The sequence below is a fragment of the Pseudoxanthomonas sp. X-1 genome (assembly GCF_020042665.1).
GTDB lineage: Bacteria > Pseudomonadota > Gammaproteobacteria > Xanthomonadales > Xanthomonadaceae > Pseudoxanthomonas_A > Pseudoxanthomonas_A spadix_A.
In genome coordinates this window covers 2,105,290-2,120,840 of sequence record NZ_CP083376.1, presented here as the reverse complement: position 1 = coordinate 2,120,840, position 15,551 = coordinate 2,105,290, and the positions used below count along the sequence as shown (strand labels likewise).

The window sequence follows — 15,551 nt, the reverse complement described above, 5'->3', positions numbered from 1 at the left end:
CGCGGGAACGTCGGATTCTGGTGGCCGCTCGCATCCCAGGATCCTTCGCAAGCGCTAGGGCGTATTCCACTCGTACACGGTCAGCTCGGACGCGTTGCGCAGCGCCAGCGGATCGGTCGCGACCAGGGCCCTGGCCTGCTCCAGGCTGTCGAGGTTCTTCAGGATGTAGGCGCCGCCGCTGCCGTCGGTAAAGCCGCCGGCCATGTGCAGCTGCCCTTCGACCTTCAGATTGATCAGCCAGTCCTTGTGCGGGCCGACCACGTCGGCGGGAAAGTCGGCCTTGCGGATGGCCATCACCAGATACAGCTTCATCGATGCAGCTCCTGCTTGTCGTTGCGTGGCCGGGCGCGATGGGTGCGCTGCGAAAGCCACTGGATGCCCGCCTGCGCGGGGATGACGCCCTTCGTGATCGAAACGCGATCCAATCGCCGGATCGTGTCGCGACCCCCCAACGCCGCTCTCCTCTTCAGGAAAAGCGACGGCTCTTCAAACGCGCAACGCCTCCCAGCGCTGGCGCAGCACCTCCAGCTGCAGGTCCGCCGCCGCGCCGGGCGAGACGCGCGCGGCCAGGCTGCCTTCCGGCGTGCGGCCCTGCCCGGCCGTGTCGGCGCTGGCCGCCGCGGCCTTGTAGGCCTCGCGGAACGGCATGCCGGCCACGGCGGCTTCCACCGCCACGTCGGTGGCGTACATGCCCGAATCGATCGCGGCGCGGAGGCGGTCCTCGCGCCATTCCAGGTTGGCCAGCAGCGCCGGCAGCAGCTCCAGCGCGGCCAGGCCGCGGCCGAAGCCGTGGAAGATCGCGCCCTTGGAGGCCTGCAGGTCGCGGTGGTAGCCCGAGGGCAGCGACAGCAGCTGCTCGATCTCGGTGCGGGCCGCGGCGACGCTGGCGTGGGTGGCGCGCATCAGCTCGATCACGTCCGGGTTGCGCTTGTTGGGCATGATCGAGCTGCCGGTGGTGTACTGCGCCGGCAGCGCGACGAAGCCGAACTCGCCGCTGGTGAACAGCGACAGGTCCCAGGCGATGCGGCGCAGGTCCAGCGTGGCGCTGCCCAAGGCCTCCAGCGCGGCCAGTTCGAACTTGCCGCGCGAGAGCTGCGCATAGATCGGCGAGACCTGCAGGCGGGCGAAGCCCAGCGCGGCGGTGGTATGCGCGCGATCCAGCGGCAGGTTGACGCCATAGCCGGCGGCGGTGCCCAGCGGGTTGGCGTCGATCAGCTCCAGCGTATCGGCCGCGCGCACCGCATCGTCGATGAAGGCCTCCGCCCAGCCAGCCCACCACATGCCCGCCGAGGACACCACGGCGCGCTGGATGTGGGTATAGCCGGGGATCGGCAGGCCCTGCTCGGCCTGCGCGCGCTCCAGGGCGACGCCAGCGACCTGCCGGCTCAGCTGCGCCAGCGCGCCGAGCTTGTCCTTCAGCCACAGGCGCGTGGCGACCAGGATCTGGTCGTTGCGGCTGCGGCCGGTGTGGATGCGGCGGCCGGCATCGCCCAGGCGCTCGGTCAGGCGCGCCTCGATGGCCGAGTGCCCGTCCTCGTACTGCGCGTCCAGCACGAAGGCGCCGCTGCGGAAGTCGTCGGCCAGGACGGCCAGCTCACGCTTGAGTCCCTCCAGTTCCTGGGCCGAGAGGATGCCGATGTGCTGCAGGCCTTCGGCGTGCGCCGTGCTGGCGGCAATGTCGTGCAGGAAGAACTCGCGGTCCAGCAGCACGTCGTCGCCGGCGAGGAAGGCCTGGATCCGGGCATCGACTTCGACGCCGGGCTTGGCCCACAACAGGTTTGCCATGATTTTTTCTCCTGCGATGCCGGACGAGGCCGGCATGGATGCGCTTGCTGGTGTGGGAGCCGCCCTTGTGGCCACTTCGGCCAACGGCGGGGGCATTGCTGGTAAAGCCTCATCGCCCCATTGGCCGAAAAGGCCACAAGGGCGGCTCCCACAGGATCAATGAGGAATCGAGGTCAGCTCGGGCAGGCCGAGCGCCAGGTTGAGGTTCTGCATCGCCTGGGTGGCCGCGCCCTTGAGCAGGTTGTCCAGGGTGGACACCACCACCACGCGCTTGCCGCCCGGCGCCAGGGTGAAGCCACCGATCTGCACGCCATGCCGGCCCGCGATGCGGCTGACCCAGGGCGCGTCATCGACCACTTCGATCAGCGGTTCCCCGGCGTAGCGCGCCTGGTAACGGGCCTTGATCGCCTCGCGTGTCATCGGCTGCTGCAACCACAGGTTCACCGTCATGGTGATGCCGCGGAAGTGTGGCGCCACATGCGGCATGAACTCCACCGGCACGCCCAGGTGCGCGGACACCTCGCGCTCGTGCATGTGGTCGGTCAGCGAGTACGGCATCAGATTGTCGGCCAGCAGCGCCGGGTTGTTCTTGTCCGACGGCGTGGTGCCGGCGCCGGAGTAGCCGGACACGCCGAAGCACTGCGGCGGGCCGGCCAGCTGGTCCAGCAGCGGCGCGATCGCCAGCTGCATCGCCGTGGCGTAGCAGCCCGGATTGCTGATGTGCTTCTGGCCGGCGTAGGCGCCGCGGGTCAGCTCGGGCAGGCCGTAATACCAGCTCGGCTCGAAGCGGTAGTCGGCCGACAGGTCCACCAGCACCGTCTCGGGACGCGCCGCGGCGACCGCATCGGCGTAGGCCTGCGCCTTGCCGTTGGGCAGCGCGAGGATGACCGCATCGGCACCCTTGGCGGCGACCGCGTCGGCGTCCAGGTTCTCGAAGCGCAGCGCGCCGGCATAGGCGGCGTTGTGCTCGCGCACCGGCTGGCCGTCCAGTTCGCGCGAGGACACGAAGGCCAGTTGCAGCTGCGGATGGGCGGCGATCAGCTTGATCAGCTCGGTCCCGGTGTGGCCACGGGCGCCGACGATGCCGACGGTGAAGACAGGGGAAGTCATGCGTGTTTTTCCAGCTGGAACTGCAGATGAGCCCTGACCGCGGGCCATTCGCGGTCGAGGATGGAGAAGATCACCGTATCGCGCAGGGTGCCGTCGGCGTGACGCTTGTGGTTGCGCAGCACGCCGTCCTGGCGCGCGCCCAGCCGCGCGATGGCCGCGCGCGAGGCATGGTTGAACCAGCTGGTCTCGAACACCACCGAGGCGCAGCCCAGCGTATCGAAGGCATGCCCCAGCAGCAGCTGCTTGGCCTGCGTGTTCAGGCCGGTGCGCTGCACGCGCGGCGCGTACCAGGTGTAGCCGATGCTCAGCCGCGGCACGCCCGGCTCCAGATCGTAGAAGCGCGTGCTGCCGGCGACCCGGCCCTGGGCGTCCAGCACGGCGAAGCACAGCATCGCCCCGCGCGCCTGCTGTTCCAGCGCGTCGGCGATGTATCTCTCCACCGCCTCGACCTTGGGCACGCCGGTGTACCACAGCGCCGGCAGCACGCCGTCGGCCACGATCGCGCGCAGGCCCTCGGCATGCGCGCTCGACAGCGGCTCCAGCGCGACATGCTCGCCGCGCAGCGTGGGCACGCTCCGCCAGGGGCTGGCCGCGGCCTGCATCACCGTCAGCCTTCCAGCGTCGGCCGGCGCGTGGCGCAGTGGGCCACGCAACGCTGGATCTGGGCGAAGTCGTCCATGCCGTACCAGAACACCTTCCACTTCTCCTGCTTGAAGCAGCCGTCGGACTCGGCGTAGTAGAAGATGTTGACCTGGTTGTTGTGGCGCGAGCGCCAGAACAGCTGCGGGGTCTCCTCGCGCATGACATTCCACACCGCGCGGCCCAGGCCCTCGCCCTGCGCATCGTCGGACACGGCGAACTTGTCCAGGTAGACCATGCCGTCGCCTTCGGTGAGCAGGATGGCGGTGCGGTAGTTCTCGCTGACGTAGGCGCGCAGCAGCGGCGTGTTCCGGTAATAGTCCGGCACCAGCCTGCGGCCGAAGCTGGACTCGATCAGCGCGGTCAGCCGCGGCAGGTCCAGTTCGTCCCAGCCGGTGGCCTTGAGCACGCGCTCGCCGCGGCGCACCAGCGTGCCAGAACCCTTGTGCGTGAACAGTTCCTTGGCCAGGTCCGCCGGCCGGGTGATCGACACCGAGGACTCCAGCGGCAGCTTGTCCAGCAGGTCCTTGATCTGCTCGATCTTGACCTTCATGCCGCCGTGGATCCACGGCTGCTGGATCAGGTGGTCGTACTCGGTGGACAAGTTGATCGAATCGATCACCTTGCCCTGCGCGTCCAGCAGCCCGCCGGTGCCGGTGAGGAAGATGATCTTGTACGGCTGCAGCTCGCGCACCAGTTCGTTGGCGGCGAAGTCGGCGTTGATGTTGAGGATCTGCCCCGCCGGGGTCTCGCCCAGGCTGGTGATGACCGGGATCGAGCCGGCCTGCAGGCTGGCCTCGATCGGCGCCAGGTTCACCGCCTTGACCTCGCCCACCAGGCCGTAGGTGGCCTGGTCCAGGTAATCGGCCTCGAACACGCCGCCGGTGATCGACGTCGCCCGCGCGCCGGCGGCCTGCAGCGCCTCGACCAGCTTGAGGTTGGAGGCCTGGAACACACGGCGCACGATCGCCAGCCCTTCCGGCGAGGTCACGCGCAGGCCGTTGATGGTGTGCTTCTCGATCCCCGCGGCCGAGAGCTCGGCATCCAGCTGCGGGCCGGCGCCATGCAGCACGATCGGGGTCAGGCCGACCTCCTGCAGGAAGGTCAGCGAGGAGGTCAGGTCCTCCAGCTCGTCGCGCAACACCGCGCCGCCCACCTTCACCACCGCGAAGCGCTTGGCGTCCAGCTGCGAGAAGCGCTTGAGGTACTGGCTGATCTCCTTCGCGCTGGCCATGCTGGAGAGCAGGCGCACGATGGTCTGGCGGGTCTGGGCGTTGGCGACGGGGATGTTCACGGTGTGCGCAAGTCTGGGAAGGAGGGGCGAAACGCGGCTCAGCGGCCGTTGATGATGCGATCGACGGCGTGCACGTAGCGCTCGAGCTGTTCCAGCGTCACGAACTCATCGGCGGTGTGCGCCTGGGCGATGTCGCCCGGGCCAAAGACCAACGCGGTGTAGCCGCCGGCGGAGAACAGCGAGGCCTCGGTCCAGAAGTCCACCGCGTTGCCGATCGGCAGGCCGAGCTCGTCGGCGACATCGCGCGCGGCCAGGCGGCGTTCCTCGGCGCGGGCGATATCGCCGGAGGGCAGGCTCGGGCCGCGGAAGGTCTCCTCGAAGTGCGCCGCGGCCGGCTCGGCGAAGCCGGCGAAGGTGGCCAGCAGATCGTCGATGTCCATCGAGGGCAGCGGCCGGAAGCCGAAGCGCAGCTCGGCGCTCGGCGCGATCATGTTGGCCTTGATGCCGCCCTCGACCCGGCCGATGTTGAAGCGCAGGCCGGTCAGCCCGCCGAAGCGGGCATGGGCCAGTGACTCGACATGGTCCAGCGCCTTGCCGCCCCAGCGCATGGCCTGGTGCAGCGCGCTGGCCGACGGATCCTGCTTGCCCGAGGCATGGCCGGCGCGGCCGCTGAACTTCATCAGCACCGAGCTGATGCCGCGATGGGCCAGCACGGCCTCGCCCATGGTCGGCTCGGCCACCAGCACCGCCTCGTAGGGCAGCTGGCGGGCCAGGAACGCGGCGATGCAGCGCGGGTCGTTGGCCTCCTCGTCGGAGGAGAACAGGAAGGCCGCATCCCCGTCGCCGGCATTGGCCGCGGCCACCAGCGCGGCGGCCGCGCCCTTGATGTCGCACACGCCCAGACCGATCACGCGATCGGACTGGCGCCGCATCACGTGCGGATCGGCGCTCCAGTGCGGCGAATCCGGCACCGTGTCCAGGTGCACGTTGAACAGGTACTTCGGCGTGCCGCGCACGGCGTAGAAGCTGATCGCGCCGGCGCCGTGATCGATCACCTCGACGTTGAAGCCCGGCAGCTGCTGGCGCAGGTAGTCGAAGATGCCGCCGGTGGTCAGCGCACGCGGCGGGTTGCGGGTGTCGAAGGACACCAGCTTCTCCAGATGCGTCAGCGTGGTTTCGAGCAGGGAGGTCATGGGGCGAGGCGTGGTTGGTGATCGAGTGGTGAGTGGGCGAAAGCGAGGGGACGCGGGGCTCATGCTTTCATTTCAGGGCATCGGCGCGGCGGCGTTGCGGGTGTAGACGTCCATGTCCAGCTTTTCCATCAGCCGGTCCGGGCGTGCGGCCGGCTGGAAGCCGAACTGCGCGTACAGGCCGTGCGCATCCCAGGTCGCCAGCATGAAGCGGCGCAGGCCCTGCAGCCGCGGATGGGCCATGACGGCCTGCATCAGCTGCTTGCTGTAGCCCTTGCCGCGCTGGTCTTCCAGCACGAACACATCGGCCAGGTAGGCGAAGGTGGCGCCGTCGGTGATGACCCGCGCGAACGCCACCTGCCCCACGCCGTCCACATAGCCGCCGAAGCACAGCGAGCCGTCGATGGCGCGCAGCACCGTCTGGCGCGGGATGTCGCGCGACCAGTAGGCCTGGCGCAGGAAGCCGTGGATGACATCCAGGTCCAGGCGGGTCTTGTCGGTGGAGATGTCGAGTGTGGTCATTGCCTTGAGGCGCTGCCTTGACTGCCGTTGTTCCTTCACCCCGGGGTGAACATCGAAGCCGCGAGCCTGCGGCTGAAGTCCGAGCGACGCCTCGCGCAACGACATCGCAACGGCTTCGCCCCGGACCTTCACCGCAACCCCTCTCCCGATGGGAGCGGGGCTTCGGATCAACCTTCGCCGTTGACCTGCGCGTACAACGTCGAGCTCATGCCGAACAGCTTGATGAAGCCTTCGGCCTCCTCCACGCCCCAGTCGGCCGACTGCGCATAGGTCGCGCCCTTGGCGTTGAGGATGTGCGGCGACTTGACCGCCACGGCCTCGACCCGGCCGCCGTCGGTGCGCAGCACCACCTCGCCGTTGACCTTGGCCTGCGAGGACTTCAGGAAGGCCTCGATGTCGGTCTTGAGCGGGTCGTGGTAGAAGCCCTCGTACACCAGCTCCACCCACTTGCGCGCCACTTCCGGCTTGAAGCGGTTCTGCTGCTTGGTCAGCACCGCATCCTCCAGCGCACGGTGCGCGGCCAGCAGCGACACCAGGCCCGGCGCCTCGAACACGATGCGGCCCTTCAGGCCGATCACGGTGTCGCCGGTGTACACGCCGCGGCCCACGCCGTAGGGGGCGAAGAGCTTGTTGAGCTTGGCCAGGATCTTCTCGCCGGCCAGCTTTTCGCCATCCAGCGCGACGGCCTCGCCCTCGACGAAGGTCAGCGTCACCGACAGCGGGGCCTGCGGCCACTCGGCGCGCGGCGCGCACCAGCCACGCGCGCCCTCGCCCGGGGCTTCCCAGCGATCGATCTCGCCGCCGGACATGGTCAGGCCCAGCAGGTTCTCGTTGATGGTGTAGGCCTGCTGCTTGGCGCGCACGCCGAAGCCGCGCTCCTCCAGGTACTTCTGCTCATAGGCGCGGGTCTGGGTGTGTTCCTTCTGGATCTCGCGGATCGGGGCGACGATCTCGTAATCGCCCAGCGCCTTCACCGCCAGGTCGAAGCGCACCTGGTCGTTGCCCATGCCGGTGCAGCCGTGCGCGATCACCTTGGTGCCCAGCTCGGCGGCGCGCTTGAGCGCGGCATCGACGATCAGGTAGCGGTCGGAGACCAGCAGCGGGTACTGGCCCTGGTAGCCCTCGCCGGCCCAGACGAAGGGCTTGACGAAGCCGTTCCAGATCGCCGGGCCGCCATCGACGGTGACGTGGCTGGCCGCGCCCAGCTCGGCGGCGCGCTTCTCGATGAACTCGCGCTCCTCGGCATCCACACCGCCGGTATCGGCGAACACGGTATGCACGGCGTAGCCCTTCTCCTGCAGATAGGGAATGCAGAAGCTGGTATCCAGGCCGCCGGAGAAGGCCAGCACGATGTCCTTGGAGCCGGGATTCGGGATTGGGGAGTCGGGATTCGTGGAAGCGGTTTGCTGCGACATGGGGGTGTCTCTCTGCGGTTGACTAAGTAGGAGCGGAAGCGGGGTGCGCCTGTGCGAATCCCCGATCCCGAATCACGAATCCCGGCTGCCCTGGCCCACCAGGGCAGCCATGATCGCCTTCTGCACATGCAGCCGGTTCTCGGCCTCGTTGATGGCGATGCACTGGGGCGAATCCATGACCGCGTCGGTGGCCTTGACGTTGCGGCGCAGCGGCAGGCAGTGCGAGAACACGCCGTTGTTGGTCAGCGCCATCTTGGCTTCGTCGACGATGAAGTGCTTGTGCGCGTCGCGGATCGGCTTCTCCGGACCCCAGTTGCCGAAGTACGGCAGCGCGCCCCAGCTCTTGGCGTAGACCACGTCGGCGCCGGCATAGGCGCTGTCGATGTCGTGGCTGACCTTGAGCGAGCCGCCGCTCTCGGCGACGTTGGCCTCGGCCCAGCCCATGTAGCGCTGGTCCAGCACGTACTCGGGCGTCGGGCACAGCAGGGTCACGTCCATGCCCATGCGCGTGGCGATGGTCAGGGCCGAGTTGGCCACCGCGGTGTTGAGCGGCTTGGGGTGGTAGGTCCAGGTCAGCACGTACTTCTTGCCGCGCAGGTCGCTGGTGCCGAAGTGCTCCTGCAGCGCCATGATGTGCGCCAGCTCCTGGCAGGGATGGGTGATGGTCTCCATGTTGATCACCGGCACCGGGCTGTACTTGGCGAAGCTCTTCAGCACGCGGTCCTCGCGGTCGGTGGCCCAGTCGACGAACTTCGGGAACGCGCGCACGGCCACCAGGTCGGCGTAGCGGCCCAGCACCTGCGCCACCTCGGCGATGTGCTCCTCGGCCTCGCCGTCCATCACCTTGCCGAAGTCGAACTCGATCGGCCACGCGTCCTTGCCGGGCTGCAGCACCACGGCATGGCCGCCCAGCTGGAAGGTGCCCAGCTCGAAGCTGGTGCGCGTGCGCATGGACGGGTTGAAGAACACCAGCGCCACCGACTTGCCCTTCAGCTCGCTGCCCAGCTTGTTGCGTTTGAACAGCGCGGCCTGGGTCAGCAGGGCGTCCAGCTCCGGACGGCTCCAGTCCTGCGTGTTCAAGAAGTGCTTCAGCGGCATCGGATCATCCTTTGCGAGAGGTCGGGGCGCGGGGCGCGCGGTTGCGGTTGAAACCTTGGCGTCATGGAAAAACGAAAAAACCCAGCCTGGGGGCTGGGTTTTTCCGGTGTGCAGGACAAGACCTCCGGGGACCCAGCTAGTGTGCGGATTCCGGTCGGCGAGCACGCGAGGTCATGCCCGAGGCCATCCGGGCGGCGCTTGCGTACAGGTGCGAAGAGGTCTTCATCGGGCGCGCATCCTCGCACGCGCATTGCTGCGGCGCAAGGCCGCCGCGGCGCTCAGGGATTGCCGGCGCGCTGCTGGCCCGGCGCATAGGGCGTGACCGACACCCGGATGCGCAGGCGGTTGCCCGGGTCCTCGGGCAGGCGCGAGCGGTACTTGGTGCCCTTGTAGACGTAGTCCACGTCGTAGGCGATCGGCCGGCGGAACTCGCGCTCGACGGTGACCATGCGGCAGTTCTGGCCCGACGCGGGCGGCTTGGCGGGCGCCGGCTCGGGCTTGGGATTCTTCTCGTCGCTGCTGAAGACACCCTTGACCGAATCGACCAGGCGCGCGATGCGGCCTTCGGCCTTGGGCGCGTCGTCGGCCTCGCCGGCGGCCGGTGCGTCGTCGCACTGCGGCTCGCTGCGGGTGGCGCGCAGGGTCTGGTAGACCGGCTCGACCGCCATGACCTGGGCATAGTCGATGCGCACGTTCTCCACCGGCACGACGCTGACCTGCTGCGCGGCCGCCGGCAGGCATACGGACAGGCACGCGATCAGGAGGGCACGGGAAGCTGGAGGCATGCAGCGCGGGGGAAATGAGCGAGCAACGACTCCACAGTGTAGGCAGCGGTCCCACACCCACGCTGAATCCGGGCTGTCGCCTGCGGTCCGGGGTAGAATCGCTGACCTGCTTCCGCGCCCCCGCCTCCATGCCCCTGCAGTTGTTCAACACCCTCACGCGCAGCGTGCAGCCGTTCGCGCCGCTGGACCCGGCCAGCCCGACCATGTACGTGTGCGGCCCCACCGTCTACAACTACGTGCATATCGGCAACGCGCGCGGCCCGGTGGTGTTCGGCGTGCTGGCGCAGCTGCTGCGCCGGCGCTATGGCGGCCTGCGCTACGCGCGCAACATCACCGACGTGGACGACAAGATCAACGCCGCCGCGGCCGAACAGGGCGTGCCGATCAGTGCCATCACCGACAAGTTCGCCGCGGCCTACCGCGCCGACATGGCGGCCCTGGGCGTGGTGCCGCCGGACATCGAGCCGGAGGCCACCGCGCACATCCCGCAGATCATCGCCATGATCGAGCAGCTCATCGCCGGCGGCCACGCCTATGCCGCCGACGGGCACGTGCTGTTCTCGGTCGGCTCGTTCGCCCGCTACGGCCAGCTCTCGCGCCGCGACCCGGACGAACTGCTGGCCGGCGCGCGCGTGGACGTGGCGCCGTACAAGCGCGACGCCGGCGACTTCGTGCTGTGGAAGCCCTCCAGCGACGAGCTGCCCGGCTGGGACTCGCCCTGGGGCCGCGGCCGGCCGGGCTGGCACATCGAGTGCTCGGCCATGGCCGCCGCCCACCTGGGCACCACCATCGACATCCACGCCGGCGGCGTGGACCTGCAGTTCCCGCACCACGAGAACGAGGTCGCGCAGAGCGAGTGCGCGCACGGCGGGGCGACCTTCGCGCGCTTCTGGCTGCACAACGGCATGCTCAACTTCGGCGGCGCCAAGATGAGCAAGTCGCTGGGCAACATCGAGCGCGTGCACGACCTGCTGCAGCAGCACCCGCCCGAGGCACTGCGCTACGCCCTGCTCTCGGCGCACTACCGCCAGCCGCTGGACTGGTCCGATGCGCTGATCGAGCAGTCGGTGCGCACGCTGGACCGGCTGTACGGCACGCTGCGCGATCTGGGCGAGGTCGCGGCCACCGCCCGGATTCCCGACAGCATCGAGGCGGCGCTGGACGACGACCTCAACACGCCGCTGGCGCTGGCCGAGCTGGCGCGCATCGCCGCCGAGGCGCGCAAGGCCGAAGGCGAGGAAGACAAGGCCGCGCTGAAGGCGCAGCTGCTCGGCGCCGGCCTGGCGCTGGGCCTGCTGCAGCAGGCGCCGTCCGAGTGGTTCAGCCGCGGGACCAGCGGCGATGACGATGCCCGCATCCAGGCGCTGATCGACGCGCGCGCGGCGGCCAAGCAGGCCCGCGACTTCGCCCGCGCCGATGCGATCCGCGACCAGCTGGCCAGCGAGAACATCGTGCTGGAGGACACGCCGCAGGGTGTGCGCTGGAAGCGCGGTTGATTGGGCTGTCGCCTTCCACCGCCAACGCGAAGCGTCCTTCGGCGGAAGGTGCCCCGGAGGCGCGAGTCTCCACGCCACAGGCCTGCGGCCGAGGCCGGAGCGAAGGCCGCATCGTGCCGAGCATCCCTGCTCCGCCGCGCCGTCCCCCAAACCCCTCCTCCTGAGGAAGAGGGGCTGATCCTTGCACGATGGAAGACCGATGACAGACACCGTATTCCCGCTCGAACCCACCGCCGCCGACGCCCAGGCGGCGATCAAGGAGGAGTTCGCGTTCTTCTCCGACTGGGCCGAGCGCTATCAGTACCTGATCGACCTGGGCCGCAAGCTGCCCCCCTTCCCCGATGAATGGAAGACCGAGGAGCACCGCCTGCTCGGCTGCCAGTCGATGGTGTGGATCGTGCCGCAGGGCAGCGCGCAGCGGCTGGACTTCCAGGCGGCCAGCGATTCGGCCATCGTCTCGGGCCTGATCTATCTGGCGCTGCGCGTGTACTCGGGCCGCCCGGCCACCGAGATCCTGGCCACCGAGCCCGGCTACATCGCCGACATCGGCCTGGCCAAGCACCTCTCACCGACCCGCAGCAACGGCCTGGCCGCGCTGCTGGCCTTCATCCGCGAGACCGCCAAGGCGCAGGCGGCATGAGCGTGCCGCCGCCGGCCGAGGAAGCGGAGGTCAGCGTCCGCGAAGTGCTGGCCCAGCCGGGCTTCATCCGCACCCTCGCCTACCGCATCGGCGCCATCCTGTCCTACCAGGTCGTCTCGGTCGCGGTCGGCTGGCACATCTACCAGCTCACCGGCAATCCGCTGGCGCTGGGCCTGATCGGCCTGGCCGAGGTGTTGCCGTTCGTGTGCACCGCGCCGTTCGCCGGCTATCTGGTGGACCACCTGCCGCGGCGCAAGCTGGGCATGGCCGCCTCCTTCGGCCTGCTGCTCACCCCGCTGATCCTGCTGTGCGTCACCCGCGGCTGGCTGCCGGCCCAGGGCGTGTGGCCGATGTACGCGGCGGTGTGCCTGACCGGCATGGTCCGCTGCTTCCTGACCCCGGTGTACAACGCGCTGTTCGCGCGGGTGCTGCAACGCCGCCAGTACGCGCGCGGCACCAGCATCGCCAACGTGTTCTTCCAGACCGGACTGGTGCTCGGCCCGGCGCTGGGTGGCGGCCTGGTGGCCTGGGGCGGCACCACGCTGGCCTATTCGGTCGCCGCGGTGCTGGCGGCGGTCGCCATCGGCGTGCTGGTGCCGTTGAAGGTCGAAGAGCCGGTCGCCACCGGGCCGCGCGCGCCGGTGTTCAGCAGCATCGCCGAGGGCATGCGCTTCGTGTTCTCCAACCAGATCATGCTCGGCGCGATGGCGCTGGACATGTTCTCGGTGCTGCTGGGCGGCGCGGTCTCGATGCTGCCGGCCTTCATCCACGACATCCTGCACTACGGTCCGGAGGGTCTGGGCATCCTGCGCGCCTGCCCGTCGCTGGGCGCGGTCGCCGCCGGCCTGTGGATCGCGCGTCATCCCATCGACAGGAACGCCGGCCGCATCCTGATGATCGCGGTGGCCGCCTTCGGCCTGTGCACGATCGCCTTCGGGCTGTCGCGGCATTTCTGGCTCTCGGCCGCGATCCTGGTCGTCTATGGCCTGTGCGATGGCGTGTCGATGGTCCTGCGCGGGACGATCATGCAGCTGGCCACGCCCGATGAGATGCGCGGCCGCGTGTCGTCGATCAACAGCATCTTCATCAGCTCGTCCAACGAGCTGGGCGCGTTCTACGACGGAGTGATGGCGCGCCTGCTCGGCCTGGTGCCAGCGGTGGTGCTGGGCGGCTGCGTGACGCTGTGCGTGGTCGGCATCACCGCGCTCAAGGCCCCCAGGCTGCGGGGCCTGGCGATCAAGGACCTGCAATAGCGCGAGGCCGCGTCCGCCAGCCGCGCACTTCGTCGCGGCGGCGCGGACCTCACCAGATCAGGTCGTCCGGCACCTGGTACTTCGGGTCGGCGTAGGGGTCGTCCTCGGCCGGCGCGTCGGGATCGACCTTGAGCGCGATGGCCTGCGGGAAGACCGCCTCGACCTGCGCCAGCAGCGTGGCCTCGACCAGCAGGTAACGCCCGGCCTGCTGGACCACGCCGAGCTCGCCGGCGTTGAGCGCCTTGAGTTGGTCGGCGGTGACATGGATGCGCTTGATCTTGCCGCCGTAGGGGAAGTGGCGCACGACCTCGGCGGCCGGATCGTTGAGCGCCTTGCCGACGAGCATGGCGTCGACCTTGGCCCGCGCCTCGCGGCGCAGGCGGGCCTCTTCCTGCTTCAGGCGTTCGGCCTCGATGCGCTCGTCCTTTTCCTTCTGCGCACGGATCGCATAGGCCTTGGCCAGGTCGATGTCCTCGCGCGAGCGCGGCTTGCCCGGGCGCTGCGGCTGGCCGCCGGGACGGCCGCCCTGCGGCTGCGCGCCGCGGTCGTTCGGCTGTCCGCCCGGCTTGCCGCCGGCGCGCGCGTGCGGACGTCCCTCGCCCTTGCCGCCGCCCGGACGCGCGCCCTGCGGCTTGTGGCCGTGCGACGGCTTGCCGCCGGGCTTGCGCTCGGCCGGGCGCTCGGGCTTGGGCGCGGGCTTGAAGCCCAGGCCCAGCAGCTGGTCTCGCAGTGAATCGGTCATCGATGGATCAGTAGTGCGGGGGCGGCGGTTCGTCGCCCGGGTCGGAATACAGCTCGGAACGGACTTTCTTCAGGTCCGCCAGCAGGTGGCGGACCAGTTCGGCGTTGCGGCTGCCCTCGGCCCTGGCGTCGGCCAGGGCCTCGCTCAGCTCGGCCAGCGCGTGCTCCTGGAAGGCCAGGCGCATCTCCAGTTCGACGAAACGCCGTTCCAGGCTGTCCGGCAGGGGGTCGGACGGCGCGGACATTACTTGGCGATGCCGAGCAGTTCCACGTCGAAGGTCAGCGTCGCGTTCGGGCCGATGCCGCCGCCCGGCGCGCCGGCATCGCCGTAGCCCAGGCTGGCCGGGATCCAGAAGCGGTACTTGGAGCCCACCGGCATCAGCTGCAGGCCTTCGGTCCAGCCCGGCACGACATTGGCCAGCGGGAAGGTCGCCGGCTCGCCGCGCTGGTAGGAGCTGTCGAACACGGTGCCGTCCAGCAGCTTGCCTTCGTAGTTCACGCGCACGGTGCTGGCGGCGGTCGGACGCTCGCCACTGCCCTGGCGCAGCACCATGTACTGCAGGCCCGACGGCGTGGTGACCACGCCCTTGACGTCCTTGTTCTTGCTCAGGAAGGCCGCGCCCTCATCGCGATTGCGCTGGGACAGGCCGGCCTGGCGCTCGCTGGCGTAGGCCTGCACGGTCTGCTTGGCCTGGTCCTCGGTGAGCAGGGTGTTGCCCTTGGCCAGCACGGTGCGCACCGCCTGCATGAGCACCGGCAGCTCGACCTCGTCCTTCAGCGAGGCCAGCTTGGGGCCGACCATGTAGCTGCCGATCAGCTGGCCGACGTGCTGCTTGTTCACCGCCGGCGGCTGGGCGCCCGGCGGCTGGCCCGGCGGGGTCTGGCCGGCCTTGGCGGCCATGTTGGCACGCAGGGCGGTGTCGGTGGCCTGGGCATCGGCCTCGCTCAGGGTGGGCTTGTCGCCCTTCATCGCGCCCTGCAGCGCCTGCTGCAGCGAGGCCGGGTCGATGTACTCGGCGATCGGCGCGAACGAGCGGCCGATGTCCATGCCGATCGCGTAACTCACCTTGTCACGCGGGGTCTCCAGCGTGGTCTTGTCCTGCGCCATCGCGTTGCTCGCGATCAGGGCCGACGCCAGGCCGAGGCCGGCCACCCAAGTGCCAATCGATTTCATCCAGTGCATTCCTCATGCGACAAAAAGCACCGGGGCTCCCGGCGCGACAGACGCACATTGTGGCACGCACGGCGGCGCTGACGCTTTGCAGCACGTGGCGCGCACCCCTGCCATTGGTTGGGTGGAAAAGCGCCAGGCGGCGCTTGACGCGGCTTGTTTTGGTGTTATAGTCACCTACAACACCACTAACCCAAAGCAGAGGAAGCGATGGACAACCGCCTCAGGAACTCCCACGTCGTGGCCTTCACGCTCCTGCTGCTGGCCATGGGCACCGTCGGCCTGTTCGGCCACCTGCACGCCGCCGCGGCCATGTCGCTGCCGGCGGCCGCCGGCCCCGTCCTGCCGCAGGTGCTGGACGGGACCCCCTCCACCACTTCTTCGCCCGCCCAGGACGGCACCCATGCACGACGGCACTCGCTGTCGATGCCCTACTTCTCCTTTGCCCGACTGCTGCGACCCGGGAGCTGAC

The 15,551-nt window shown here is 69.4% G+C and carries 17 protein-coding genes; 4 read left to right on the top strand and 13 right to left on the bottom strand.

Annotated features, from left to right (window positions below; genetic code table 11):
• Window positions 1–54: 54 nt before the first annotated feature.
• The 10 genes from LAJ50_RS09365 to LAJ50_RS09320 form a co-directional block, all read right to left on the bottom strand.
• A complete protein-coding gene (locus tag LAJ50_RS09365; RefSeq protein WP_130522757.1) occupies window positions 55–312 on the bottom strand; it encodes a YciI family protein in 258 nt (85 codons plus the stop codon).
• Between the two features lie 174 nt (window positions 313–486).
• Window positions 487–1,785: an argininosuccinate lyase gene (gene argH, locus LAJ50_RS09360; RefSeq protein WP_138653973.1), complete on the bottom strand. Its 1,299-nt coding sequence runs from the start codon at window positions 1,783–1,785 to the stop codon at window positions 487–489.
• Window positions 1,786–1,941: 156 nt separating this feature from the next.
• A complete protein-coding gene (gene argC / locus LAJ50_RS09355) occupies window positions 1,942–2,895 on the bottom strand; it encodes an N-acetyl-gamma-glutamyl-phosphate reductase (protein ID WP_138653971.1) in 954 nt (317 codons plus the stop codon).
• The gene (locus LAJ50_RS09350) at window positions 2,892–3,497 is read right to left on the bottom strand and encodes a GNAT family N-acetyltransferase (protein WP_138653993.1); all 606 of its coding nucleotides are present in this window, start codon (window positions 3,495–3,497) and stop codon (window positions 2,892–2,894) included. Before LAJ50_RS09350 ends, argC begins: the two co-directional genes overlap by 4 nt.
• Before the next feature lie 5 nt (window positions 3,498–3,502).
• Window positions 3,503–4,768, bottom strand: coding sequence for an acetylglutamate kinase (locus LAJ50_RS09345; protein WP_235872640.1), 1,266 nt, complete (start codon window positions 4,766–4,768; stop codon window positions 3,503–3,505).
• A 98-nt stretch (window positions 4,769–4,866) separates the two neighbouring features.
• A complete protein-coding gene (locus LAJ50_RS09340; protein WP_138653969.1) occupies window positions 4,867–5,961 on the bottom strand; it encodes an acetylornithine deacetylase in 1,095 nt (364 codons plus the stop codon).
• Between the two features lie 72 nt (window positions 5,962–6,033).
• Window positions 6,034–6,480, bottom strand: a complete 447-nt coding sequence (locus LAJ50_RS09335) for a GNAT family N-acetyltransferase (RefSeq protein ID WP_138653967.1) — start codon at window positions 6,478–6,480, stop codon at window positions 6,034–6,036.
• Between the two features lie 167 nt (window positions 6,481–6,647).
• A complete protein-coding gene (locus tag LAJ50_RS09330) occupies window positions 6,648–7,895 on the bottom strand; it encodes an argininosuccinate synthase (protein ID WP_138653965.1) in 1,248 nt (415 codons plus the stop codon).
• 72 nt (window positions 7,896–7,967) lie between these two features.
• Window positions 7,968–8,993 (bottom strand): N-acetylornithine carbamoyltransferase, encoded by a 1,026-nt coding sequence (locus tag LAJ50_RS09325; RefSeq protein ID WP_130552106.1) that lies wholly within the window; start codon window positions 8,991–8,993, stop codon window positions 7,968–7,970.
• A gap of 278 nt (window positions 8,994–9,271) precedes the next feature.
• The gene (locus LAJ50_RS09320) at window positions 9,272–9,778 is read right to left on the bottom strand and encodes a hypothetical protein (RefSeq protein WP_165424168.1); all 507 of its coding nucleotides are present in this window, start codon (window positions 9,776–9,778) and stop codon (window positions 9,272–9,274) included.
• A gap of 128 nt (window positions 9,779–9,906) precedes the next feature.
• On the opposite strand from LAJ50_RS09320, the gene cysS reads away from it, so the two are divergent.
• The 3 genes from cysS to LAJ50_RS09305 all read left to right on the top strand — a co-directional run bounded on the left by cysS (window position 9,907) and on the right by LAJ50_RS09305 (window position 13,167).
• Entirely contained in the window at window positions 9,907–11,274 is a 1,368-nt protein-coding gene (gene cysS, locus LAJ50_RS09315; protein WP_130552107.1) for a cysteine--tRNA ligase, read from the top strand.
• A gap of 199 nt (window positions 11,275–11,473) precedes the next feature.
• A complete protein-coding gene (locus LAJ50_RS09310) occupies window positions 11,474–11,914 on the top strand; it encodes a SufE family protein (RefSeq protein ID WP_130552108.1) in 441 nt (146 codons plus the stop codon).
• A complete protein-coding gene (locus LAJ50_RS09305) occupies window positions 11,911–13,167 on the top strand; it encodes an MFS transporter (RefSeq protein WP_138653963.1) in 1,257 nt (418 codons plus the stop codon). The genes LAJ50_RS09310 and LAJ50_RS09305 overlap by 4 nt, the downstream gene beginning before the upstream one ends.
• A 49-nt stretch (window positions 13,168–13,216) precedes the next feature.
• Here LAJ50_RS09305 and LAJ50_RS09300 read toward each other — a convergent pair whose 3' ends face one another.
• Genes LAJ50_RS09300 through LAJ50_RS09290 form a run of 3 tightly spaced genes read right to left on the bottom strand, consistent with a single transcriptional unit; the run spans window position 13,217 to window position 15,016 of the window.
• On the bottom strand, window positions 13,217–13,909 hold the full coding sequence (locus LAJ50_RS09300; RefSeq protein WP_130552110.1) for a DUF2058 family protein: 693 nt from the start codon (window positions 13,907–13,909) through the stop codon (window positions 13,217–13,219).
• 7 nt (window positions 13,910–13,916) lie between these two features.
• Window positions 13,917–14,153 carry a SlyX family protein gene (locus LAJ50_RS09295; protein WP_130552111.1) on the bottom strand — a complete coding sequence of 79 codons (237 nt, stop codon included), beginning with the start codon at window positions 14,151–14,153 and terminating at the stop codon, window positions 13,917–13,919.
• The gene (locus LAJ50_RS09290) at window positions 14,153–15,016 is read right to left on the bottom strand and encodes an FKBP-type peptidyl-prolyl cis-trans isomerase (RefSeq protein WP_224096565.1); all 864 of its coding nucleotides are present in this window, start codon (window positions 15,014–15,016) and stop codon (window positions 14,153–14,155) included. Before LAJ50_RS09290 ends, LAJ50_RS09295 begins: the two co-directional genes overlap by 1 nt.
• Before the next feature lie 303 nt (window positions 15,017–15,319).
• On the opposite strand from LAJ50_RS09290, the gene LAJ50_RS09285 reads away from it, so the two are divergent.
• Complete coding sequence (locus tag LAJ50_RS09285) at window positions 15,320–15,550, top strand: hypothetical protein (RefSeq protein WP_130552113.1); 231 nt, start codon at window positions 15,320–15,322, stop codon at window positions 15,548–15,550.
• Window position 15,551 lies beyond the last annotated feature (1 nt).